Source organism: Streptomyces sp. NPDC004752, assembly GCF_053601275.1.
Window position 1 is genome coordinate 1 of sequence record NZ_JBSGBN010000154.1, and the last position, 22,263, is coordinate 22,263.

The following is a 22,263-nucleotide window of genomic DNA, read 5'->3' on the forward strand; positions in this document are numbered from 1 at the left end:
TGGCGCCGGAGTTCGCCCCGGGCTTCGAGCGGTCGGACGCCCCGGACCGGCCGTCGGCGGACGGCGAGGACGCGCCGGAGCCGGGCGCATCGGAGACGGGTGCATCGGAGACGGGGGTGTCGGATGCGGGGGTGTCCGCGGAGTGCGACGCGGTCCCGGAGGTGCCCGCGGAGGCGCCTGTCGAGGCGCCCTCGTCGGTGAGGCCGGTTCCGTCCTTGCACGCGGTCAGGGAGAGCGCGGCGAGTACGACGGTGGCGGCGGCGCCGATGAGACGGGTACGGGAGTTTCGGATGCCGGACATGGTGCCGTGCCCCTTCGCTGTTCGGGTGGGTGTGGTGCTCGGATGACTGGAGCTTGTGGGGTGCTCCGTCCCAGCCGCCACATACGGCGGGCAGTTGGGGACGCTGGAACGCCGGAACAGGCTCTGAGCAGGGCGAATCCAGTGCCCCTGGAACACCCGAACGGGACACGGCGCAAGGCAGGAACGGGTGTCAGGGGCGCAGACCCACGCCCTGATCTCCCGTATCGGCAACACGGAAGTTCACACGGCATAGCGGAAGCTCACGCGGCATGCGAAAGGGGGAATCGGCACGGCGCCGCTCACCTCGGTCCGCAGGCCCGCCGGGCGGGCCTGCGGTCGGGTCACTTCCCCAGGAAGGCGAGGAGCGCGGTGTTGACCTCTTCCGCGTGGGTCCACAGCAGTCCGTGCGGGGCGCCCTCGATCTCCACGTAGTCGGCGGACGGGAGCGCCTTGTGGAAGGGGCGCGCGGTTCCCTCGATGGGAAGGACCCGATCGCCCGTGCCGTGCAGGATCAGGGCCGGTACGTCGATGGCGGGGATGTCGGCGCGGAAGTCGCTGTACCAGGTGGACGGCGCAGCGGCGGCCGCGAAGAAACCGCCACCCGCCGCGACATTCCAGCTGTTGCGTAGGGCCTCCTCGCTGATTCGGGTGCCAAGGTTCTCGTCGAGGTTGTAGAAGTCCTTGTAGAAGGCGGTGTAGTACGCGTAGCGGTCCGCCTTGACGGCTGCGACGATGCCGTCGAAGAACTCCTTCGGGGCGACCCCGTCGGGGTTGTCGTCGGTCTTGAGCAGGCAGGGTTCCAGCGAGGCCAGGAAGGCGACCTTGGAGACCCGGGCGGAGCCGTAGGCGGACACGTAGCGGGCGACCTCTCCGGTGCCCATGGAGAAGCCGACCAGTACGGCGTCCTGCAGATCGAGGGTCTCCAGCACCGTGTTCAGGTCGGCCGCAAAGGTGTCGTAGTCGTACCCGGTCGTCGGCCGGCTGGACTGTCCGAACCCGCGGCGGTCGTAGGTGATCACACGGTAGCCCGCGTCCAGCAGCGCGGCGCTCTGCCGCTCCCAGGAATGGCCGTCGAGCGGGAAACCGTGGATGAGGACGACCGGCTGCCCGGTGCCGTGGTCCTCGTAGTAGAGATCGATGGTGGCGGAGTTCTCCTGGCCCACGGTGATGTACGGCAAGGTCTCGTTCCTTCGTCCGGAGTGACTGGCGCGCGCAGGACCACACTCCGTCTCGACGAGGGAGGGTGCTGCACGGACGGCATCGGCCCATCGGCTGCCGACGTCCGGGCATGCGGCGCATGCGCGGCGCGGGATGTCAGCACGCTAGGCCGAAAGTTCTGCCGCCCGTTGTCCTCAAGTGCACCGCTTATTGCCTGGAGGTGTCAGGCTTCGCCCGCGTCATCCCGACGCCTCCTCGCCGATGCCCGGGGCCGTCAGGAGCACCGCTGCCCCGGGACGGCCGCTCCGCCGCCGGTCAGGCCGGGTCCGACTTAGAGCTGCGAACAGAATGGGAGTCCGATCAGCGTGCGGCGTCTGGTGCGTGCGATCGCAAGGCGCCGGAAGGTCCTCGTAGCGGAGCTACTAGGGCGTTTCGGCAACGCCGCGAGCGTGCGTGCCAGGCGTCGCGCGCCGGGCGCCCATTCTGTTCGCAGCTCTTAAGATGCAGGTGAGAGGGCATCTCGCGGGATGGGACGGTGCTGTTTCCCGGGCGAAGGGGCCGGGCACGCTGAGGCAGCACTCACCCGGTTCCACAGATTCCGTCTCCTTCCAGCCACGCACTCATATCCCAGTCACGCACTCGTACGGGGACCCCGCTTGGACCGTTTTCAGCAGCCGTTCCCTTCTGACGGGCCCGGTGACGAGCAGCCACCTGTACGGGGCAGGGAAGAGGAGCTGGACTTCATCGGAGCGCGGTTCGACGCGCTGGCTCAGGGCCGCGGCGGCATCGTGTGCGTCGAAGGCGCGCCCGGCAGTGGCAAGAGCCGTCTCCTGTCGGAGGCGCAGGCCGTCGCGGTGCGCCGTGGGCTGAGGGTGTTTCGGGGAGGCGCGGATCCCGACGGCCAGTTCGTTCCGCTGGGCCCGCTGCTGGACGGTCTGCTGACGGGCACCGAGCCGTTGTTCGACATGGACAAGCTGCGTGACCTGGCGGCGGCGCCCGAGCAGCGGTTCTGGCTGCTCCAGGAGCTGCAGGACCGGCTGGAACAGGCGGCGCTCAGCAGGGCCCTGGTCATCGTCCTGGACGACGTCCAATGGCTGGACGATGTGACACTCCTCGCGCTGCGCACGCTCTCGGCCCGCCTGTCCTCCCATGCGATCCTGTGGCTGGTGGCCGTCCGCAGCGGCACGAGGACTCCTGGCGTGCGGACGACGTTGGACCGGCTGGATCAGGCCGGTGCCCATCTGCTCCGGCTCGGACCGCTGTCCGACACCGCGGTCGCCCAGATCACCGAAGACGTACTGGGAGCGCCTCCGGATCCGGCGACGCTGAGCGCCGCCCGCCGGGCGGAGGGCGTGCCCCTGCTCCTGGTGGAACTGCTCCGCGGCATGCGCGACGAACACTCGGTGATCGTCGAGAACGACGTGGCGCGTCTGACGGGCAGGCGCCTTCCCGACCGTTTCCAGACCTCCGTACGACAGCGTCTCGACCAGCTCTCCGAACCGACCCGGGAGATCGTGCAGACCGCGTCCGCGGTCGGCCGCACGGTCACCGTCGACCTCTTGGCCGAGCTGCTCGGCAAGCCGGCGGCGACGCTGATCGCACCGTTGGAGGAGGCCCTCGACTCTTATCTGCTCGTCGAACGGAACGACCGGTTGCTGTTCCGCCACGACCTGATCCGCGAGGCCGTCGAGGGCAGCCTGCCCCTGTCCGTACGCCGGGCTCTGCGGTGCCATGCCGCCGACATCCTGCTGGCCCGCGGGGCACCGGTCACCGAGGCGGCCGCCCTGCTCCTGGACGGTGCGGGGCCGGGTGACCGCAGGGCCGTGGAGCTGCTGAGAGCCGCCGCGGCGGTACTCGCGACGTCCGCGCCGTCGTCAGCGGTGGAACTCAGCCGCCAGGCGCTGGAACTCACCGCCGAGCAGGACCCCGAGCGGCCGACGATCATCGCCGAGACGATGCTGCTGCTCTGGCAGACCGGACAGTCGGCCGAGGCCAGGGGCCTTGCCGCCGCTGCCCTGCCCGGCAGCATGGAGCCCGAGGCCGAAGCGCGGCTGCGGCTCGGCCTGGCGCGGGTGTGCGGCCAGTACGACTTCACGGAGGCGGCTCGGCAGGCCGAGGCCGGAGCCGCTCTGCCCGGTATCCCGGCCTCGCTGCGGGCACAGCTGCTTGCGCTGCGGTCCCTCGAACTGACGATGGTGGGGGACTTCGCGGCGACCGCCCACGCCGTGTCCGATGCCCTGCGGGCCGCGGCGCAGGCTCAGGACAAGGCCGCCGAGGCCACCGCGATCGCCGTCGACTCGGTCGTGCGGTTCTACCAGATGGACTGGAGTGCCGCGTTCGAGTGTGCGGACCGGGCTTCGGCCCTGGCGGCCGACGTCGGGTTCGCCGATTCGCTGTGGGTGCCGGAGGCGCTGTGGAAGGCGTTCCTGCTGAACGCGGCCGGCCGTTCGGCCGAGGCACTCGCCGCGTCCGCGGCCGGAGTGCGCGAGACCCAGCGGCAGGGCCAGGCCGCGGCCATGGGCTTGTGGACCATGAACAGGTCCCGGGCGCTACTGGACGCGGGCCGGTTGGCGGATGCGCGGGCCGAGGCCGAGGCCGCGTCCGCGATGGCCGACGAGCTGAGCATGGGCAACTTCGCCGACACCACCCTCCTGTACACGCTGGTACGCGTCGCCCTGCACACCAACGATCTGAAGGCGGCGAGAGCGTACGCCGCCGACGTGCTGCGGATGCTGAACGACCCGGCGATCCTCATGCGCAACGTCGGCTCCTGGCTGTTGGCGCTGGTGGCGGACGCCGAAGAAGATCCTGGCCGGGCCATGGCGCTGCTCGACGAATCCTTCGGGACATTCGGTCTGGAGGGCCCCTCTCTGGCCAGCCCGGACGATCCGGCCGACGCGCCCGTCTTCGTACGCATGGCCTTGCGGGCCGGCGCACCGAAACGTGCCGCGGCCGCGGCCGCCGTGGCGGAGCGCCGGGCAGCCCTCAACCCGCAGTTCCCGATCCTGGCGGCGGCAGCCGCGCACGCCCGGGGACTGCTCGACAACGACCTCGTTCTCCTCCTGCGCTCCGTCGAGTCGTACAAGGGCATCCCTCGGCTGATTCCCCGGGCATCGGCGCTTGAGGACACCGGGCGCAAGCTGGCCGCACGGCGCGTCGTCCACGCCGTGCCCCACCTCGATCAGGCACTCGACCTCTACACCCAGGCCGGGGCCGAGCGGGACGCCGCTCGCGTCCGCCGTCGTCTGCGGGCCTTGGGGGCACCCCGGCGCCGTACGACGTCCAAGGGGGCCGTCACGGTGTGGCCGGAGCTGACCGCCTCGGAGGTCGCGGTGATCCGGCTGGTGGCCGAAGGCATGACGAACCGGCAGGCCGCGGAACGCCTCGCGATCTCACCGCACACCGTGAGCTCACACCTGCGGCACGCGTTCACCAAGCTGAACATCACCTCCCGGGTCGAACTCGCCCAGCTGGTGGACGTACGCGAACACACAGAGTGACTCCTTCGCATCCCATGCCTGCCTTCACGATCGGCCGGACTCGTGTGATGCGCGCGTCCACGGCCCCTTGGCAGGATCTCCACGCTGGGGAAGGGATCTGTTGCCGAACGGTACGATCGCCCATCGGCATGGGAATTGAGCCCGGCTCCGGCAGGCGAGTACGGGCCGGAAGGGACGTAAGTGGTGGGGTCAGGCGGATTGCTGACCCGTAGCGGTCTGCGGGGTCGAGAGGCCGAACTCGAAGAGCTTCGAGCACTGATCGCCTCGGTGGCCCGCACCGGAAGCGGCGGGTTGGCCCTGATCCAGGGGGAACCGGGCATCGGCAAGACCACGCTGCTCGCCGAGGCCGTCACCATGGCCAGGGCAGCGGGATTCTCCGTCGGCCTCGGCAAGGCCGATGAGCTGCATCACATTGTGCCCCTCTCGTCGTTGGCGGCCTGCGTCCTGCACGGCGACCAGCCGCTGCTGTCCGGCGACGCCTTCGCCGATCTCGCGCGGAATCAGGATCAGCGGATCTGGCTGGTGGAGCGGCTCGCGGAGACGATCGAAGCCAGAGCCGGCAGTGCGCCGGTGTTGATCGGCCTGGACGATGTGCAGTGGACCGACCCGCTCAGCCGGTTTGCCCTGAAGCAGCTTCCGGCACGTCTGCGGACCTCGCCGGTGCTGTGGATGCTGGCCGGGCGACCGGACTCCGCCGGGCCGACGGAAGAGATCCTTGCGGCCGCGGCCGACGGGCTTGAGACGGTCACTGTGCCCTTGGGGCCGCTGTCCAGCGCGGCCATCCGCCAACTGGCCGACGACACCCTGGGGGCAGCCGTCGACGAGCGGGTACGGGACCTGCTCGACGGGGCCGGAGGGAACCCGTTTCTCGCGGTCGAGATGCTCGCGGGGCTGGGAACCGCCGAAGCCTCGGGTGATCCGGTGCCCTCGACGCTCGTGGTGGGTGTGCGCGGCAGACTCAGATCCCTGCAGCCCAGCACCCTGCGCTTCCTTCAGATGGGAGCCGTGCTGGGGCGCAGGTTCGGCTTCTACGACGCCGCCGCGCTGTATGGCCGGCCACCCGCCGCGTTGATCTCGGCGCTTGAGGAGGCGATGCGCGCCGGACTGCTGGACGACGACGGCGACCAGTTGGTCTTCCGACATGATCTGCTGCGCCAGGCCGTCTACGTCGACGTCCCGCCGTCAGCCCGGAAGGCCCTGCACCGGGAGGCGGCCGGCCACCTTGTCGCCGCGGGCCACCGGCCGATCGACGCGGTGCCGCACATCCTCAGAGGCGCCCTGCCCGGCGACGAGGAGGCCGTGGCGCTGCTGCGGCGAGCCGCTGAGGATGTGCTGCCGGTCACGCCGGGCCTCGCGGCCGACCTCATGACGCGCGCCCTGGAACTGGTGCCGTCCGCACGGCCGCTGTGGTTCGACGTGGGTGAGCAGGCGATCCTCTGTCTGACTCGGGCCGGCCGGAGTCGCGAAGCGCTGTCGACCGGCGACCGGCTGCTGGCCTGTCGACCGCCGCTGGAGGTGTTCAGCCGGCTCCAGGCCGCCCTCGGCGGGACGCTGTGGAGCATGGATCTCGCCGAGGAGCTGCGCCGCCGGGCCGAATCGGCCCTCGTCGTCACAGGCGCCGCCCCGGAGGCGGGGGCGCGGCTGGCCGCCCTGCGGGCGCTGGCTCTGTCCCGGGGCGATGATCTTGTCGCGGCGCGTGCGGCCGGTGAGACCGCGCTGCGTGCCGCCACCGCGATCGGTGACCGGGAGGCGCACGTCCTGGCCCTGTCCGGGCTCGGCGAGATCGCGCAGAACGCGGGTGAGAACGCGGTCGCGCTGGAGCGCTTCGCCGCGCTCAGCACCATCGATGCCGCTTTCCTTCCCGAAGAGATCGTCGCGCGCCTGCACATGGACGACTTCGCGTCCGGCGGACGACTGCTCAGACAGACGACGGACAATGCCGGGGCGATGCGTCAGGCGATGATGCTGTGGGCCGAGGGCCAGCATGACCTGGGGCTCGGGCTGCTCGACGACGCCGACGCCGACTTGACGACCATGGAACGCCTGGAGGACGACGTACAGGTACCCGTCCAGCAGGTGAACGGTCGGGTGATCCGCTCCCGGATCGCCCTGCTGCGTGGCGACCGGGAAGCGGCGCGGGAGCACCTGGCCGCAGCGCGGGAACGACTGGCGGTCAAACCGAACCCGGGCAACACGGCCGCGGTGCGCTTCCTGGAAGCCGTCCACGCCGAAGCCGACGGGGACATCGGGCTCGCCGTCGACAAGATCCGCCAAGTGCAGCAGGAAGGTTCCTTCATGCGCTGGCGGCTGCTGCGCGACTGGGTCGATTCCGCGATACGGATGGCCCTGCGCGGCGCCGACCACCAGCTTGCCGAGGACCTGGCCGCACAGGCCGAGGCCCATGCCGAACGCAACCCCGCCGTGCCGACCGCCACCGGCATCGCGGCCCAGGCCCTCGGACTCGTGAAAAACGATCTCGCCCTGCTGGAAGAGTCCGTAACACTGCTCAAGGCAAGCCCCCGCCCGCTGGTCCGGGCCGCCGCCTACGCCGACCTCGGACAGGCACTCCTGACAACGGGCCGAAGATCCCAGGCGGTGGCCGCCCTGACGCAGGCCCATCGCATGTTCGCCGAGTCAGGCGCCCACGCCGCGGCGGCACGCCTGCAACGCGATCTGGACGGTGCGGGAGCCGGCCGCCGCAGGGCAGCGCCCGAGCAGCGCCCCGTCCAGGGATGGAGGGCCCTGACGGCCTCGGAGAAGAAGGTCGCGCGCCTGATCGCCGAGGGCCACACCAACCGGTCGGCCGCCGACCTGCTCGTCGTCTCCCCGCACACGGTCAACACGCACCTGACCTCCGCCTTCCGGAAGCTGGCGGTGAACTCCCGGGTCCAGCTCGCCAACCTGGTCATGGCCTTGCCCGACACCGAGCGGACCCGTGGATGATTGGTACGTTCACGCGATGCCCCTCCGTGCCTGAACCCACTTGGCTGGGACCGCACACTCAATCGGAGGGCACCGCCATGCCACCTGTCCCCCCATCGCCGACCATCGTGCTTGTGCACGGGGCGTTCACCGATGCCTCATCCTGGGCGCGGGTCATCAGCCTCCTGCACGCGGCCGGTTCGACGGTGCGCGCCCCGGCGAACCCGCTGCGCGGCCTGGCGCAGGACGCCGCCTACATGAGGAGCGTGGTCCGTGACATCGATGTCCCGGTCGTGCTGGTCGGCCACGGATACGGCGGTGCGGTCATCACCCACGCCGCCACCGACGCCGACAACGTCGTGGCCTTGTGCTACGTCGCGGCGTTCGGCCTCGACGCGGGCGAGTGCGTCCTGGACATCACGAGCCGGTTTCCCCTCATGCCATCGGCCGACGCGACCCTCACCGCCGCCCTTCCGGCGCAGCTTTCCGGCGGCCCGGACAGCGAGGTCTACATCAGGGAGGAACAGTTCCCGCAGGTGTACGCCGCCGACCTGCCGCCGCATGTGAACCATGTGCTGTCCGTGGCGCAACGCCCGATCGCGCAGAGCGCGCTGACCGGCAGATCGGGCCCGCCGGCCTGGGCCGCCAAGCCGTCCTGGTACGCCATCGCGACCGCCGACCGGATGCTCAACCCCACTGCTCAGCGCTTCATGGCCCAACGCATGGCGGCCACCGAGTACCTGGTGGACGGTTCGCACGCCGTTGTGCTGTCGCAGCCCGACGCCGTGGTGGCGATGATCCGGGAAGCCTGTGAGCAGGGCACCGGTCGCGGCGTCGGCCACGGGCTCCGACAGCCCTTCTGAGCAGGTGAAAGAGGTGATCACACGACTTCGGGTACCCGGGACCGCCGCCGCGTCCCGCGGAAGGACGGTCCTCTGGAACCCTGCTCTGAACCCTCCTCGCCATCGGCCGCCCGGAGCCCTATAGCATGCGTTCGAACGAAAGATGCCGGTATGCGTCATGTCGACGGCACCCCCGGAGTCCGCCCAACCGTGCGACACCGGCCCCGGCCACAGAAGTCACTCGGTAAAGGCACCAGCATGATCTACCCGGCCAGACCGCCGGGGCGGCGGACAGCCGCTCTCTTGACCGGAACCATCGCCCTGGTACTGACCGCCACCGGGTGCGGTGGCGGAACGGGTGCCGGGTCCGCCACCGGCAAGGTCACCTCCATCACCGCGCTCGACTACTACACCGACGAGCCTGAACACAGCCAATGGGGCGAGATACTCACCGCCTGCGGCAGGACCGCCGGAGTAAGGGTCGAGCAGACAAGCGTTCCGGTGGCGTCGCTCGTCCCCAAGGTCCTGCAGCAGGCGTCGTCGCGGACCCTTCCCGACCTGTTGATGCTGGACAACCCCGACCTCCAGCAGATCACCCGGACCGGCGCGCTGACCCCGCTGAACCAGTACGGCATCGATTCCAGCGGCTTCGCCCGAGGCATCCTGTCGGCAGGCACCTACGAGGGAAAGGTGTACGGGCTGGCCCCCGACGTCAACACGACCGCCCTCTTCTACAACAAGGACATGCTCGCCGAGGCCGGTGTGGCCGTACCGAGGACCTGGGACGAGCTGAAGACGGCGGCGGCCGAACTGACCCGTCCCGGGCGCTACGGCATGGCGGTCGACGCGAACGCCACGCTTGAGGGCAGCTGGCAGTTCTTGCCCTTCCTGTGGTCCAACGGCGGGGACGAGAAGCACCTGGACACCCCGCAGGCCGCGCAGGCACTCCAGCTCTGGGTCGACCTGGTGAAGAGCGGATCCATGTCGAAGTCGGTGCTGAACTGGAACCAGGCCGACCTCCACGATCAGTTCGCCGCCGGAAGGACAGCCATGATGATCAACGGGCCATGGCGGATCCCCGCCCTGAACAAGGACAAGAACCTGCACTGGGGAGTGGCCCCCATCCCCGTCCCCCGGACCGGGCAGACTCCGGTCACACCGCTCGGCGGTGAGGTGTGGACGGTCCCGCAGAGCCCTTCCAAGGCCCGGCAGAAGAAGGCCGCCCAGGTCCTCGCCTGCCTGAACAAGTCCTCGAACATGCTCGCCCTGGCCAAGCAGCACTTCACCGTGCCCTCCCGCACCACGGTGGCCGCCCAGTACGCCGAGCAGGTCCCGTCGATGGCTGCCTTCGCCAAGAGCGTGGAAACGGCACGTGCCCGTACCAGCCGGCTCGGCGTCAGATGGCCCAAGGCAGCGACCGGGATATACACGGCGATCCAGTCCGCGCTGACGGGCGAGCAGACACCGCAGGAAGCGCTCAGGCATGCGCAGCAGATCGCGACCGGTAACTGACCTGTCCCGGGCGCGCTTGTGGGAGCGGTCGGCCCAGTGGATGTTCATCGTGCCCGCCGCGGCATACCTGCTGCTGTTCTTCGGCTACCCGCTCGTCAAGAACATCGTGATGAGCTTTCAGCAGTACACGACCACGACGTTCTACACGGGTGCCGCGCCGTTCGTAGGGCTGGCGAACTACTCGAAGATCCTGGCGTCGGACCTGTTCTCCAAGGCCCTGCTGACCACGGTCCTGTTCGCAGCCGGCTCGATCGTCGGGCAGTTCGCACTCGGCCTGGCCTTCGCCCTGTTCTTCCAGCGCCGTTTCCCACTGGGCGGTGTGCTGCGCTCGCTCCTGTTGCTGCCCTGGCTGCTGCCGCTGGTCGTCTCCGGGACGACGTGGCGGTGGATGCTCGACCCCGACTCGGGAGTCGTCAACGCGGCACTGCGAGGCCTGCATCTCTCGTCGTCCGGCATCCCCTGGCTCACCGGCACCTCACAGGCGCTGGTGTCGGTGATCCTCATCAACATCTGGGTCGGCATCCCCTTCAACACCGCGATCCTGTACGGCGGCCTACAGGACATCCCCACGCATCTGTACGAGGCGGCGAAGCTGGACGGCGCCGGCCCGCTGGCGTCGTTCCGCCATGTGACCTGGCCACTGCTGCGGCCCGTGGTGAATGTCGTGCTGGTGCTGGGCGTGGTCTACACGGTCAAGGTGCTGGACATCATCCTCGTGGTGACGGGCGGGGGACCGGCAGGCGCCACGGAGACCATCGCCACCCAGTCCTACGAACTGTCCTTTCAGCAGTTCGAGTTCGGGCGCGGTGCCGCGATGAGCAATGTGCTCATCGTCATCTCTCTCGCCTTCGCCCTCGTCCACCTGCGCGCCAACCGTCGCGCCCAAAACGTCTGAGAGGTGCCCCCGTGAAGCGCGCACCGGGCCGTGGCCGGCCGTCCACCGTGGTCGGGATCGCCCTGCTCGCGCTGATGCTGTTTCCCGTCTACTGGATGGTGAACGCCTCCCTCCAGCCAGCGGGCAACACACTGCGGGGAGACTGGTTCCCCTTCCACCCGGACCTCAGTGGATACGTCACCGCACTGCGCGATCAGGGACGCAACCTCGTCACCAGCCTCGTCGTAGCCCTCGGCAGCGTCGCCCTCAGCCTGGGGCTCGCCGCGCCGGCGGCCTACGCGCTGGCTCAGTTCCGCCTCCGCGGCACCGACCTCGTGCTCTTCGGCATCCTGATCACACAGATGGTGCCGGGCATCGTCGTGGCCAACGCGCTCTACGGTGCCTACAACGACCTGGGACTGCTGAACTCCTACCTCGGACTGATCCTCGCCGACTCGACGGCCGGGGTTCCCTTCGCGATCATCGTCATGCGTTCCTTCATGCAAAGCATCCCCAAGGAGATCATCGAGGCCGCGCGGGTGGACGGGGCCGGCCGACTGCGTGTTCTCCGCTCCGTGGTGCTCCCGGTGAGCAGGAACGCATTGATCACCGCCGCCGTCTTCACCTTCCTCTTCACCTGGAGCGACTTCCTCTTCGCCCTCACACTGACCACCACACCGACCGTTCGGCCGATCACCCTGGGCATCTACCAGTACATCGGTGCCCACACGAACCAGTGGAACGCCATCATGGCCACCACCGTCATGGCATCCGTCCCCGCCGCCGTACTGCTCGTCGTCGCTCAGCGCCATATCGGCTCCGGCGCCACCAGCGGAGCGCTCAAGTAAGGGGCGGCCCCCTCTCCGTCTCCGTCGTGCACCCCTGATCTAGCGGATTCACGCGATGTGCCGACCCGGCCCCGCTGACACGGTGTTTCCGAAAGCACACCGGTTGAAGGGCGGAGATCATGTCGCCGGATGTCCTGGAAAGAAGCGTCCCCGGCAGCTTCCACACCACCGATTCGCTGCCCGTCGACCGCAGACGGGCGTACTGGCGCGAAGCCCTGTCCCAGACCTTCGGTGCCGTGGACATGACCGTCCCCGACGAGGTGTATTCCGGCACGATCCAGGCGACATCGCTCGGCCGGCTCCAGGCCGTCACGGTGGACGGCGACTGCCTGTCCGCCCTGCGCACGCGCCGACTCGTCGCGCAGGGCGGCGAAGACGAGTACGTGGTCGTCAAGCTGCTGGACAGAGGAGTCGCCCGACTGGAACAGGACGGCCGTGAAGCAGTCCTCGGGCCGGGGGACATCTTCGTCTACGACATGGCGCGCCCCGTCCGGCTGAATCTTCCCGAGTCCTTCCGGACGAAGTCCCTCGTCCTGCCGAGAGACGTGCTGGGCCTGAGCGAGTCCGACATGGCTCACGTCACGGCCTCCCCGCTCGGCCCCGGCACGCCCCTCGGCGGTCTGCTCTCGCCCTTTCTGTCCGGTCTCGTGGACGGCGCGGGAACCTACCCGCCACGTACCGGCGAGCTGATGGCCCGGAACGTCGTGGACCTGCTCGGCGTGCTGGCCGACGAGGTACTCGGCCGGTCGAGCGCGGACACGTCCGGCGGGAGGCGGGCGCTCCTGTTGCGGGTCCAGGCGTTCATCGACCGTCATCTCGCGGACCCCGAGCTGAGCCCGCAGGCCATCGCCCGGGCCCACCACATATCCCTGCGCTATCTGCACAAACTGTTCGAGAGCGAAGACGTCACTGTCGGCCGGTGGATCCAGCGGCGTCGCCTGGAGGAGTGCCGACGCGACCTGGCGCGCCATGGAAATGGCTCTACGATCGCCGCGGTGGCGCACCGCTGGGGTTTCACCAGTGCCGCGCATTTCAGCCGGGTGTTCCGGGCCGCCTACGGAATGGCCCCACGTGAATGGCGCGAAACCCGAGGCTCGGCACACTGAAGCCGACGCCCGGTCCTTGCCCCCCGCCCGAACCGTAGGAGCCGGGGAATACCAGGAAAGAGGAGAAACCGTGGCGTCGCCCGCCGTGGTGGAGATCTCGCGATGGCAGTTCGCCATCACCGCAATCTTCCACATGAGCTTTCCCGCACTGACCGTCGGACTCTCCGTCTTCCTGGCCGTGATGTACACGGTCCATCTCAGAACCGGAAATCCGCTGTACCTCCAGATATTCCGTTCCTGGAAGAATATATTCGCGGTCGGATTTGGTCTCGGCGTGGTCGCCGGTACCGTCATGACGTTCGAGTTCGGCCTCAACTGGGGAAGATACGCCCACGCGGTCGGTCCGATCCTCGGTTTCACGATCGGGATGGAGGTCATCACGGCCTTCTTCCTGGAGGCCGGGTTCATCGGCATCATGCTGTACGGCGACGGCCGCGTGCGCGCCCCCGGACCATGGCGTTCGCCTGCTGGATGCTAGTCGTCGGCACCCTGCTGTCCACGACGTGGATCCTGTCCGCCAACAGCTGGATGCAGGACCCCGCAGGGTTCACCGAGGTCGACGGCCAGTTCCGGGCGAGCAATTGGTGGCAGGTGCTGTTCAACCCGGCGTTCGCCTACCGGTATCCGCACATCCTGCTCGCGGTGCTGATCAGCGCCAGTTGGTTCATCGGCGGGATCGCCGCCTGGTACCTGGTCAAGCAGCGCGCGCTGCCCTTCGCACGCCGACCGTGCTGTAGTTGTCGGGGAAGTTCTGGAACCCCCCGGCCGCGTCGATCGCCGATGTGAGGCCGAACCTGTTCAGCTCCCGCAGGAAGTGACGGGTGGAGGTCTCTTGTCCTCCCCTTCCAGCACCGGGGCCTTGGCCAGGGTCGAGTAGAGGATGAGGGCGCTGGGGGCGGCCAGCAGCATGCCCGTGGGCTCACCGTCCCGGCCCCGCACGATCTGGCCGCCCCTGGGGTCGGGGGTGTCCCGGGTGAATCCGGCGGCCTTGAGAGCCGCCCGGTTGAGCACCGCCGACTGGTAGAGGTGCAGGACGAACACCGGGGTGTCGGGCGCGGCGGCGTTCAGCTCGGCGACGGTCGGCAGCCGCCGTTCGGCGACGGTCGGCAGCCGCCGTTCGGCGAACTGCTCGGCCGACCATCCGCCCACCACCCGTACCCACTGGCCCTTGGGCGTGCGGGCGGCCTGCTCACGCAGCATCGCCAGGCCCTGGCGCAGGGTGGGGACACCGTCCCAGCGCTGCTCCAGTACGTAGTTGAGCCCGCCTCGGATGACATGCAGATGCGCGTCGTTGAGGCCGGGAACCATCCGGCGGCCGAGGGCGTCGACCACCTTTGTGTGCGGGCCGACGTGGGAGGCGACGTCGTTGTCGTCGCCGACAACCGTGATGACACCTTCGCGTACGGCGATCGCCTCGGCCTGCGGGCGGACCGGGTCTGCGGTGTGGATCTTCGCGTTGCGGACGACCAGGTCCGCGGCGTTGTCGGTGGCGCGGGGAACCAGCCCGCCGACCGGCATCGTGGACACCTTTCGACAACCTCCTGCGAGATGAACGGCGTCGATCGCATGTGCATCGACGATCACATGTGCATCGACGATCACATGTGCATCGACTTGCATGTGCGTGGACTTGCATGTGCGTGGACTTGCATGTGCGTGGACTTGCATGTGCGTGGACAGCCGCGGCGTAGAAGAATCGGGGAATGCGCCATTGCTGCGCCGAAGCTGAAACGATCAGCATTCCGGGTGGGGCTTCCGTGCGCGGCACAGGCCCGGCCCCGGCCCGGTGCCCCTCGGCTGCTGCGCCGCCAGGCTATGTGGAGCCAAGACGTCCGTATGTCCCGGCAGTGCACGGGATGCGTTCCCACAGTGCACTTGCCGCACTTGCCTCTCCATGCGCTGTGGGGTCAGTTCCGGTGCGCTCACGAACAACGTCGGCCCGCCTGAGCGCTCTAGCGTGGCAACCGACGACTCCGCAGACCTCTGCGCCTGCCCCGGAGCCGCCTCACCTCGCCGGAGAGACCGGCGCACCACACGAATTCGGGAGACTCACATGTCCGACTCCGACGCCGTCGTACCGGTCCAGCCGGTCCTGGAGCCGGCTGCAGCCGCGTTCGCCGAGGCCACGGCCAACCCGCCCTACCTCTTCGACCTGCCCCCGGCCGAGGGCCGCAAGGCGGTCGACGAGGTGCAGTCAGGCGAGATCGAGAAGCCGCAGATCGACGAGGAGTGGATCACCATCTCGGGCGGTCCGACGGGCAGTGTCCGGGCCCGCATCGTCAAGCCCGCCGGTGCCGAGGGCACTCTGCCGGTGATCCTCTACATCCACGGCGCGGGCTGGGTGTTCGGCAACGCCCACACCCATGACCGTCTGGTGCGTGAGCTCGCGGTCGGCGCCGGTGCCGCCGTGGTGTTCCCCGAGTACGACCTTTCCCCCGAGGTCCGCTATCCGGTCGCCATCGAGCAGAACTACACGGTCGCGAAGTGGGTCGTCGAGCAGGGCGCTTCGAAGGACCTGGACGGCTCCCGGCTGGCCGTGGCCGGCGACTCCGTCGGCGGCAACATGGCCGCGGCGCTCACCCTGATGGCCAAGGAGCGCGGCGGCCTCCCGCTGGTGCAGCAGGTGTTGTTCTACCCGGTCACGGACGCGAACTTCGAGACCGGCTCCTACCACCAGTTCGCCACCGGCTACTTCCTGCGCCGCGACGGCATGCAGTGGTTCTGGGACCAGTACACGACCGACGAGGCCGAGCGCGCCCAGATCACCGCGTCCCCGCTGCGCGCCACCACCGAGCAGCTCACCGGTCTGCCCCCGGCCCTGGTCATCACCGGTGAGGCCGACGTGCTCCGCGACGAGGGCGAGGCGTACGCCAACAAGCTCCGCGAGGCCGGCGTCCCGGTCACCTCCGTACGCTTCCAGGGCATCATCCACGACTTCGTGATGCTCAACGCCCTGCGCGAGACCCACGCCGCCGAGGCCGCCATCACGCTGGCCACCGGCATCCTGCGCAGCGCGCTCCACGCCGGCTGACACCACGCTCCGATCGACGGTTCCGTCGTGCCGGTCGGCCACTCAAGAAGGCTGCCGATCCGCGAAGCGGTACGTGTGACGAGCCGACAAGGCGGCGGGCGGCATGGCGGCCGCGCGGACGGACTTCCCCTACGGTGCCCGTCCGCGCGGCCCTTTCGTCCTGGCACAGGTCGGGATCCCGCCGCGGGTCGGGATTCCGCCGCAGCAGGTCCGGTCACCGGCGCGGCACCGTACCCACCGCGACCAGGCCCGCCATGAGCACACCGGCGAGCAGCGCCGGTGCCGGGGACCATGCGGCCGCCAGGACGCCGACCGCGGCGACGGGGAACGGAATCCGCTCGACCGCGCTCCTTTGGTGGGGCCGTAGGTGCACGACCCACACCGTGACCAGGAAAACAGCCGCCGGAACAGTGACCGCGGCGCCGACGGCAGTCGGCGAGGCACCGGTGTGACGCGTGACGTGATCGGCGTACGCGGCCAGGCCGGCGCCCTCCGCGGTCGCCGAGGCGAAGATCAGGTAGTGGCCGTAGGCCCAGGGGAATCTCCTGCGGTGGGCCTGGTGCGTCGTGGCGAGCAAGGTGTGCGCGGGGCGGGCGAAGTACAGCCACCACATGGCGTAGGCCATGAGCAGGCCGCCGGCCGCCAGCGCGTACAGCGCACCGTTGCCCTGATGCCGCTCGAAGGCGCCGCGGACGGCGACGGTGGCGGCCGCGACGGACTCGCCGAGGACGATGAGGGTGAAACTTTCGTAGCGTTCGGCGATGTGGTGCGGATGCCAAGGCGTCATCCCGGCGGACTGCGCCCACACGGGAACGGACACCTCGGCCACGATCATCACCACGATGGACACAAGCCGCACCGGCGCCGGGACGAAGAGCAGCCCCACCCAGCCGAGCTGACATACCGTCACACCTGCCGCGAAGCGCAGCGTGGTTTTCCGCCGGGCGGGATCGGACAGCGCGGCGCGCAGCCACAGTGCGGCCAGCGCGGTCCGCAGCACGACGTACCCGAGCGTGATGACGTGCAGATCCCCGTCCTCGAAGGCGCGGCGCACACCGGCGGCGAGGATCAGCGAGCCCGTGATCTGCACCAGGACCGTCAGCCGGTATGTGACGTCGTCCGGGTCGTAGGCGGAAGCGAACCAGGTGAAATTCATCCACGCCCACCAGATGGTGAAGAAGACCAGCCCGAAGCGCAGCGCACCGCTGCCGTAGTCCCCTTCCGTCAGCGCCCCATGCAGACTCGTGGACGCCTGCGCCACCGCGACGACGAAGCACAGGTCGAAGAAGAGCTCCAGCGAGGTGGCGGTCCGATGCGGTTCGCCGGGGTCGCGGCCCAGCATGGTGCGCCACCGCCTGGCGCCCGGGTCCGCCTGCGGGGTCGGGGCGCGGTTCAGCGGAGGGCTCCCAGGGCTGCCTCGATCGTCCGGTGGAAGGTGGGATAGGTGTAGATCATGTGCTGAAGCCGGTCGACGGGCACCTCGGCATGGACGGCCACGTTCAGCCCGTACAGCACCTCGCCGCCCGCCGGTCCCGCCGAGGTCGCACCGATCAGCACGCCCCGGTCGGCGTCCTCGACGAGCTTGATGAACCCCTCGTTGCCCGGCCCGTGGATCCAGCCGCGCGTGGCGGAGGCGACGGACACCACGCTGGTGCGCACGGACAGCCCCTGCTCCCGCGCCTGACGCTCCGTCAGCCCCACGACCCCGATCTCCGGATCGGTGAACGTGACGCGGGGCAGCGCCCGGTAGTCGGCGTCGGGTCCGGGCTGCCCGAGGATGTCCCGGACGGCGATCTCAGCCTGGTACATCGACACATGGGTGAAGGCGCCCCGGCCGGTGATGTCGCCGACCGCCCACAGCCCGTCCCCGGCCCGCATCTGCCCGTCCGTGGGAACGGCTCCCGCTGCCGGATCGAGCCCCACCGAGTCGACCGCCAACGAGGTCAGGTCGGCCTCGCGTCCGGTGGCGACCAGGAGCCGTTCAGCGCTCAGCAGCCGTTCCTCGCCCTCAAGATCGCCCTCAAGACGGACGGTGAACTCGGTGCCGTCATGGCCGACCCGCTGTGCCCGGGTGCCGGTGCGGACGGTGACACCGTCCGCGCGCAACACCTGAGCGGCCAGCTCCCCCGCTTCCGGCTCTTCCTTGGACAGCAGCCGGTCCTGCCCCTCGACCACGGTGACCGCACACCTGAAACGGGCGAGGACCTGGGCGAGTTCGACGCCGATGGCGCCCCCGCCGAGCACCACCATGGACGCCGGTAGTTCCTTGGCGGCCATGACGTCCCGGTTGGTCCAGTACGGCGTTCCTTCCAGACCCGGCACCGGGGGGATCCGGGGCCGGGTACCCGTGGCCAGTACGACACCGCGCCGGGCCTCGAAGACGCGGTCGCCGACCGCCACACGGCGCGGTCCGGCGAGGCGCCCCGTCCCCCGGACGAGCCGACCGCCCTTCGCCGTGAAGCGGTCCGCGGCCACCTGGTCGTTCCAGTCGTCGGTGGCCTCGGCACGGATCCGTCCGGCGACCCTGGCCCAGTCCGGAGTCACGACCGCCGCACCGGCGAGGGCCGGAATCCGCCCCGCCTCGGCGAGCAGGTTCCCGGCCCGGATCATCATCTTGCTGGGCACACATGCCCAGTACGGACACTCCCCGCCGACGAGTTCCGCCTCGACCCCCACCACGTCCAGCCCCGCTTCGGCCAGCGTGCCGGCGACGTACTCGCCGCCCGGCCCCAGCCCGACGACCACCACATCCGCCTGCTCGTGCGCGCTCATGCCTCTCCTCGTTCCGCCGGCTCTTCGGGCATGGACTCTCCGGCCGACGCTAGAGCGGCCGGCAGACGGCCCGAGTCCGCCGGCGCACGGATGCTTGACCGAGAGCGAACACCGGTCCCTGCCCCAGCGCCGGGACAGGGACCGGCACCGTGCGCTGGCGGGCACCACCGCATGCACTGCAGGTCAAGTCACCCCCCGACCGGGCACCTAGCGTCACCGGGGTACGCACAGCACGGCACCGCAGGAGGCGGCCATGACCACCAACTTGCCATCCCCGCACAGCAGCCAGCCCTGGCTGCACCAGAAGGGCGAGGTGATCCAGGAGTTCGGGACCGTCAAGCAGTTCCCGGTCGCCCTGTCCTACGAGGCGCGGATGTACTCCTGCCAGCGCCTGAACAAGGTCCTCGCGGACGCGCAGATCCTCTACGGCCTCTACAAGAAGCATCACTGGCTGATGCGCGGCGCGACCTTCTACCAGCTGCACCTGGTCCTGGACAAGCACGCGGGCGAACTGCTCGACATCATCGACACCATCGCCGAACGCGTCCAGTCCCTGGGCGGCGTCGCGGTGGGAGACCCGCGGCACGTCGCCGAGATCACCTCGATCCCGCGGCCCCCGGACGGGGTGGAGGAGGTGCCGGCCATGCTGTCCCGGCTGCTGGAGGCCCACGAGACGATCCTCATCGACGCGCACGACGCCACCGCCCGGACCGCCGAGTACGGTGACGACGGCACCATCGACCTGCTGGTCTCCCAGGTGATCCGCACCGGCGAACGGCAGGCGTGGTTCCTGGCCGAGCACCTGGTCGACACACCGCTGGTCCGCGCTTGAGGAAGGGCCGCGGCTGCCCCGGCGTACGTGAGGAGCTGCACGCGAGCTGAGGAGTTGCACGCGAGCTGGGCACGGACCGTCGCTGGGCCGAGTTCGGTCGCGATGACATCGTCTTCGTGCTCGTGAGTCGGCCCAGTCGACGAACGCTGCCTTCATGTGCCGCAATCGCGCGGCTCGGGGCTCGGGGCTCAGCACCCCCCGCTCCGCTGACCGGGGCACGCGAGGAGAACGCTGCGGGACCACATCCCGTGCACGCACAGTCATCCCGGCCGTGCAGGGGACTCCTACCGTTCGAGAACCACTCGATCACCTGATGACCGGAGGAATCTTGCAGTTCGGAATCTTCAGCGTCGGCGACGTCACGCCCGACCCCTCCCCCAAGTTCTCGGCTTCGCTCGAACAGGGGGGACCCCCATCCGGCCGTACGCCGACCGAGCGCGAGCGCATCAAGGCGATGGTCGCCATCGCGCTGAAGGCCGAGGAGGTCGGCCTGGACGTCTTCGCGACCGGTGAGCACCACAACCCGCCGTTCGTACCGTCGTCGCCGACCACGATGCTCGGGTATGTCGCCGCGAAGACGGAGAAGCTGATCCTCTCCACCTCCACGACCCTGATCACCACCAACGACCCGGTGAAGATCGCGGAGGACTTCGCGATGCTCCAGCACCTGGCCGACGGCCGGGTGGACCTGATGATGGGCCGCGGCAACACCGGCCCCGTCTACCCCTGGTTCGGCAAGGACATCCGCCAGGGCATCGACCTCGCCATCGAGAACTACGCCCTGCTCCACCGACTGTGGCGGGAGGACGTCGTCGACTGGGAGGGCAAGTTCCGCACCCCGTTGCAGGGCTTCACCTCCACCCCGCGCCCGCTGGACGGCGTACCGCCGTTCGTCTGGCACGGCTCCATCCGCTCCCCGGAGATCGCCGAGCTGGCCGCCTACTTCGGCGACGGCTTCTTCCACAACAACATCTTCTGGCCGGCCGACCACACCAAGCGGATGGTCGAGCTGTACCGGGAACGCTATGCCCACTACGGGCACGGCACGCCCGAGCAGGCGATCGTCGGGCTCGGCGGCCAGGTCTTCATGCGGCGCAACTCGCAGGACGCGATACGGGAGTTCCGGCCCTACTTCGACAACGCGCCGGTCTACGGCCACGGGCCCTCCCTGGAGGACTTCACCGACCAGACCCCGCTGACCGTCGGCTCCCCGCAGCAGGTCATCGACAAGACGCTGTCCTTCCGCGAGTACGCCGGCCACTACCAGCGCCAACTGTTCCTCATGGACCACGCCGGGCTGCCGCTGAAGACCGTGCTGGAACAGCTCGACCTGCTCGGCGAAGAGGTCGTACCGGTGCTGCGCAAGGAGTTCGCCAAGGGCCGCCCGGCGGACGCACCGGAGGCCCCCACCCACGAGTCGCTCCTCGCTTCCGCTCAGGAAATCTCTTCGGAAGGGGTGACCACCGCATGAAGCTCGTCGCCGTATCCGCAGGTCTGAGCACCCCCTCGTCCACCCGTCTCCTGGCGGACCGTCTCACCGACACGGTCCGCGACGAGCTCGCCGATCAAGGCCACAAGGCGGAAGTCGATGTCATCGAGTTGCGTGCCCTGGCTGTCGCCATCGCCAACAACCTCGTCACCGGCTTTCCCCCACCACAGCTGGCCGACGCGATCGAAGCGGTGACGAGCGCCGACGGCCTGGTCACCGTGACACCGGTGTTCAGCGCTTCGTACAGCGGGCTGTTCAAGTCCTTCTTCGATCTGATCGATCCGGGCGCCCTCGCGGGCAAGCCGGTCCTGATCGGGGCGACGGGCGGTACTCCCCGCCACTCTCTTGTCCTGGATCACGCGCTGCGCCCCCTCTTCACCTACCTGCGGACCATGGTCCTCCCGACCGGCGTGTACGCGGCGTCGGAGGACTGGGGATCCGGCAGCGACGCGCACACGGAAGGCATGCCCGCACGCATCCGCCGGGCGGGCCGGGAGATGGCCTCCATCCTGGCCACCAGAGCAACTCATCCCGTACCCGAGGACGACCTGACCCTGTCCAGGAAGAAACTCTCCGATCTGCGCTTCGACTGAACACGTCCCGTCGCGTCCCCGCGGCACCCCAACGGCGCCCGACGCCCAGGCAGACGGCGGCGCGGTGCCCTCGGCTACGTCGAGGGCCGGCTTCCCGACGGCCCGATTTCCCTGTACTGAGCCGAGGCCCTGGCACGCGACCGCACGTCCCGGAAAGCCCAGCTGGATTCACGGCTGAACAACAGCACACCGCCGAGATCGGCTTCACCCGCACCACCGACCTCGACTTCGAGCCCAACCGCGTCTGGTCGCTCGGCGCCACCCGCATCACCGCCCGCTACTGCCGCCTCGACAGCTGGGCACGCGAAGTCCTGCGCCTGCGCGCCGACTTCGTCCGCTCGCACACGGCCCGCGCCGAACCACACACGCTCGCCACCATCGCCGGCTCACTGAGGTTTTCTCAACGGTGATCACTTCCAGATTCCGTTGAGGACGAGGGCGGCCCGGGCGATGTCGCCGATCCGACTGGGGCTGAGCGTGACG

Annotated in this window: 16 protein-coding genes and 2 pseudogenes; 13 read left to right on the top strand and 5 right to left on the bottom strand. The window is 69.5% G+C overall.

Features of this window, described 5'->3' with window-relative positions; translation table 11 throughout:
• Positions 1–301 (bottom strand): annotated as a pseudogene (locus tag ACWEKM_RS39870) (DUF4232 domain-containing protein); the annotation flags it as partial.
• 341 nt (positions 302–642) lie between these two features.
• Positions 643–1,479 carry an alpha/beta fold hydrolase gene (locus tag ACWEKM_RS39875; protein WP_451626190.1) on the bottom strand — a complete coding sequence of 279 codons (837 nt, stop codon included), beginning with the start codon at positions 1,477–1,479 and terminating at the stop codon, positions 643–645.
• A 636-nt stretch (positions 1,480–2,115) separates the two neighbouring features.
• On the opposite strand from ACWEKM_RS39875, the gene ACWEKM_RS39880 reads away from it, so the two are divergent.
• From ACWEKM_RS39880 to ACWEKM_RS39920, 9 genes are all read left to right on the top strand, one after another.
• Positions 2,116–4,959, top strand: coding sequence for an ATP-binding protein (locus tag ACWEKM_RS39880; protein ID WP_451626191.1), 2,844 nt, complete (start codon positions 2,116–2,118; stop codon positions 4,957–4,959).
• Between the two features lie 198 nt (positions 4,960–5,157).
• Positions 5,158–7,902 carry a helix-turn-helix transcriptional regulator gene (locus tag ACWEKM_RS39885; protein WP_451626192.1) on the top strand — a complete coding sequence of 915 codons (2,745 nt, stop codon included), beginning with the start codon at positions 5,158–5,160 and terminating at the stop codon, positions 7,900–7,902.
• Between the two features lie 77 nt (positions 7,903–7,979).
• Positions 7,980–8,744 (top strand): alpha/beta fold hydrolase, encoded by a 765-nt coding sequence (locus tag ACWEKM_RS39890; RefSeq protein ID WP_451626193.1) that lies wholly within the window; start codon positions 7,980–7,982, stop codon positions 8,742–8,744.
• A 282-nt stretch (positions 8,745–9,026) separates the two neighbouring features.
• Positions 9,027–10,235 carry a sugar ABC transporter substrate-binding protein gene (locus ACWEKM_RS39895; protein WP_451626194.1) on the top strand — a complete coding sequence of 403 codons (1,209 nt, stop codon included), beginning with the start codon at positions 9,027–9,029 and terminating at the stop codon, positions 10,233–10,235.
• Positions 10,207–11,130 (top strand): carbohydrate ABC transporter permease, encoded by a 924-nt coding sequence (locus tag ACWEKM_RS39900; RefSeq protein WP_451626195.1) that lies wholly within the window; start codon positions 10,207–10,209, stop codon positions 11,128–11,130. The genes ACWEKM_RS39895 and ACWEKM_RS39900 overlap by 29 nt, the downstream gene beginning before the upstream one ends.
• Positions 11,131–11,141: 11 nt before the next feature.
• Complete coding sequence (locus ACWEKM_RS39905; protein ID WP_451626196.1) at positions 11,142–11,957, top strand: carbohydrate ABC transporter permease; 816 nt, start codon at positions 11,142–11,144, stop codon at positions 11,955–11,957.
• Positions 11,958–12,076: 119 nt separating this feature from the next.
• Positions 12,077–13,063, top strand: a complete 987-nt coding sequence (locus tag ACWEKM_RS39910; RefSeq protein WP_451626197.1) for an AraC-like ligand-binding domain-containing protein — start codon at positions 12,077–12,079, stop codon at positions 13,061–13,063.
• A 70-nt stretch (positions 13,064–13,133) separates the two neighbouring features.
• The gene (locus ACWEKM_RS39915) at positions 13,134–13,541 is read left to right on the top strand and encodes a cytochrome ubiquinol oxidase subunit I (protein WP_451626198.1); all 408 of its coding nucleotides are present in this window, start codon (positions 13,134–13,136) and stop codon (positions 13,539–13,541) included.
• The gene (locus tag ACWEKM_RS39920; protein ID WP_451626199.1) at positions 13,535–13,849 is read left to right on the top strand and encodes a cytochrome ubiquinol oxidase subunit I; all 315 of its coding nucleotides are present in this window, start codon (positions 13,535–13,537) and stop codon (positions 13,847–13,849) included. The genes ACWEKM_RS39915 and ACWEKM_RS39920 overlap by 7 nt, the downstream gene beginning before the upstream one ends.
• Here the strand turns inward: ACWEKM_RS39920 and ACWEKM_RS39925 are convergent.
• Positions 13,788–14,590: pseudogene (locus ACWEKM_RS39925) on the bottom strand (amidohydrolase family protein); the annotation flags it as partial. The gene ACWEKM_RS39920 and the pseudogene ACWEKM_RS39925 sit on opposite strands and share 62 nt — an antisense overlap.
• Before the next feature lie 526 nt (positions 14,591–15,116).
• On the opposite strand from ACWEKM_RS39925, the gene ACWEKM_RS39930 reads away from it, so the two are divergent.
• Positions 15,117–16,094, top strand: coding sequence for an alpha/beta hydrolase (locus ACWEKM_RS39930; protein WP_451626200.1), 978 nt, complete (start codon positions 15,117–15,119; stop codon positions 16,092–16,094).
• 214 nt (positions 16,095–16,308) lie between these two features.
• Here ACWEKM_RS39930 and ACWEKM_RS39935 read toward each other — a convergent pair whose 3' ends face one another.
• Positions 16,309–17,436, bottom strand: coding sequence for a low temperature requirement protein A (locus ACWEKM_RS39935; protein ID WP_451626201.1), 1,128 nt, complete (start codon positions 17,434–17,436; stop codon positions 16,309–16,311).
• A 50-nt stretch (positions 17,437–17,486) separates the two neighbouring features.
• Positions 17,487–18,866, bottom strand: a complete 1,380-nt coding sequence (locus ACWEKM_RS39940) for a dihydrolipoyl dehydrogenase family protein (protein ID WP_451626202.1) — start codon at positions 18,864–18,866, stop codon at positions 17,487–17,489.
• A 253-nt stretch (positions 18,867–19,119) separates the two neighbouring features.
• On the opposite strand from ACWEKM_RS39940, the gene ACWEKM_RS39945 reads away from it, so the two are divergent.
• The 3 genes from ACWEKM_RS39945 to ACWEKM_RS39955 all read left to right on the top strand — a co-directional run bounded on the left by ACWEKM_RS39945 (position 19,120) and on the right by ACWEKM_RS39955 (position 21,780).
• Positions 19,120–19,698 (top strand): Dps family protein, encoded by a 579-nt coding sequence (locus ACWEKM_RS39945; RefSeq protein WP_451626203.1) that lies wholly within the window; start codon positions 19,120–19,122, stop codon positions 19,696–19,698.
• 328 nt (positions 19,699–20,026) lie between these two features.
• Entirely contained in the window at positions 20,027–21,169 is a 1,143-nt protein-coding gene (locus tag ACWEKM_RS39950; RefSeq protein WP_451626205.1) for an LLM class flavin-dependent oxidoreductase, read from the top strand.
• Positions 21,166–21,780 (top strand): FMN reductase, encoded by a 615-nt coding sequence (locus ACWEKM_RS39955; RefSeq protein WP_451626204.1) that lies wholly within the window; start codon positions 21,166–21,168, stop codon positions 21,778–21,780. Before ACWEKM_RS39950 ends, ACWEKM_RS39955 begins: the two co-directional genes overlap by 4 nt.
• The last annotated feature ends 483 nt before the right edge of the window (positions 21,781–22,263 follow it).

What these genes read in the sequence shown, in the direction of transcription:
- ACWEKM_RS39890 (WP_451626193.1), top strand. Translation starts at nt 7,980, where the DNA reads ATGCCACCTGTCCCCCCATCGCCGACCATCGTGCTTGTGCACGGGGCG.
- ACWEKM_RS39900 (WP_451626195.1), top strand. Translation starts at nt 10,207, where the DNA reads ATGCGCAGCAGATCGCGACCGGTAACTGACCTGTCCCGGGCGCGCTTG.
- ACWEKM_RS39910 (WP_451626197.1), top strand. Translation starts at nt 12,077, where the DNA reads ATGTCGCCGGATGTCCTGGAAAGAAGCGTCCCCGGCAGCTTCCACACC.
- ACWEKM_RS39920 (WP_451626199.1), top strand. Translation starts at nt 13,535, where the DNA reads ATGCTAGTCGTCGGCACCCTGCTGTCCACGACGTGGATCCTGTCCGCC.
- ACWEKM_RS39930 (WP_451626200.1), top strand. Translation starts at nt 15,117, where the DNA reads ATGTCCGACTCCGACGCCGTCGTACCGGTCCAGCCGGTCCTGGAGCCG.
- ACWEKM_RS39935 (WP_451626201.1), bottom strand. Translation starts at nt 17,436, where the DNA reads ATGCTGGGCCGCGACCCCGGCGAACCGCATCGGACCGCCACCTCGCTG.
- ACWEKM_RS39940 (WP_451626202.1), bottom strand. Translation starts at nt 18,866, where the DNA reads ATGAGCGCGCACGAGCAGGCGGATGTGGTGGTCGTCGGGCTGGGGCCG.
- ACWEKM_RS39945 (WP_451626203.1), top strand. Translation starts at nt 19,120, where the DNA reads ATGACCACCAACTTGCCATCCCCGCACAGCAGCCAGCCCTGGCTGCAC.
- ACWEKM_RS39955 (WP_451626204.1), top strand. Translation starts at nt 21,166, where the DNA reads ATGAAGCTCGTCGCCGTATCCGCAGGTCTGAGCACCCCCTCGTCCACC.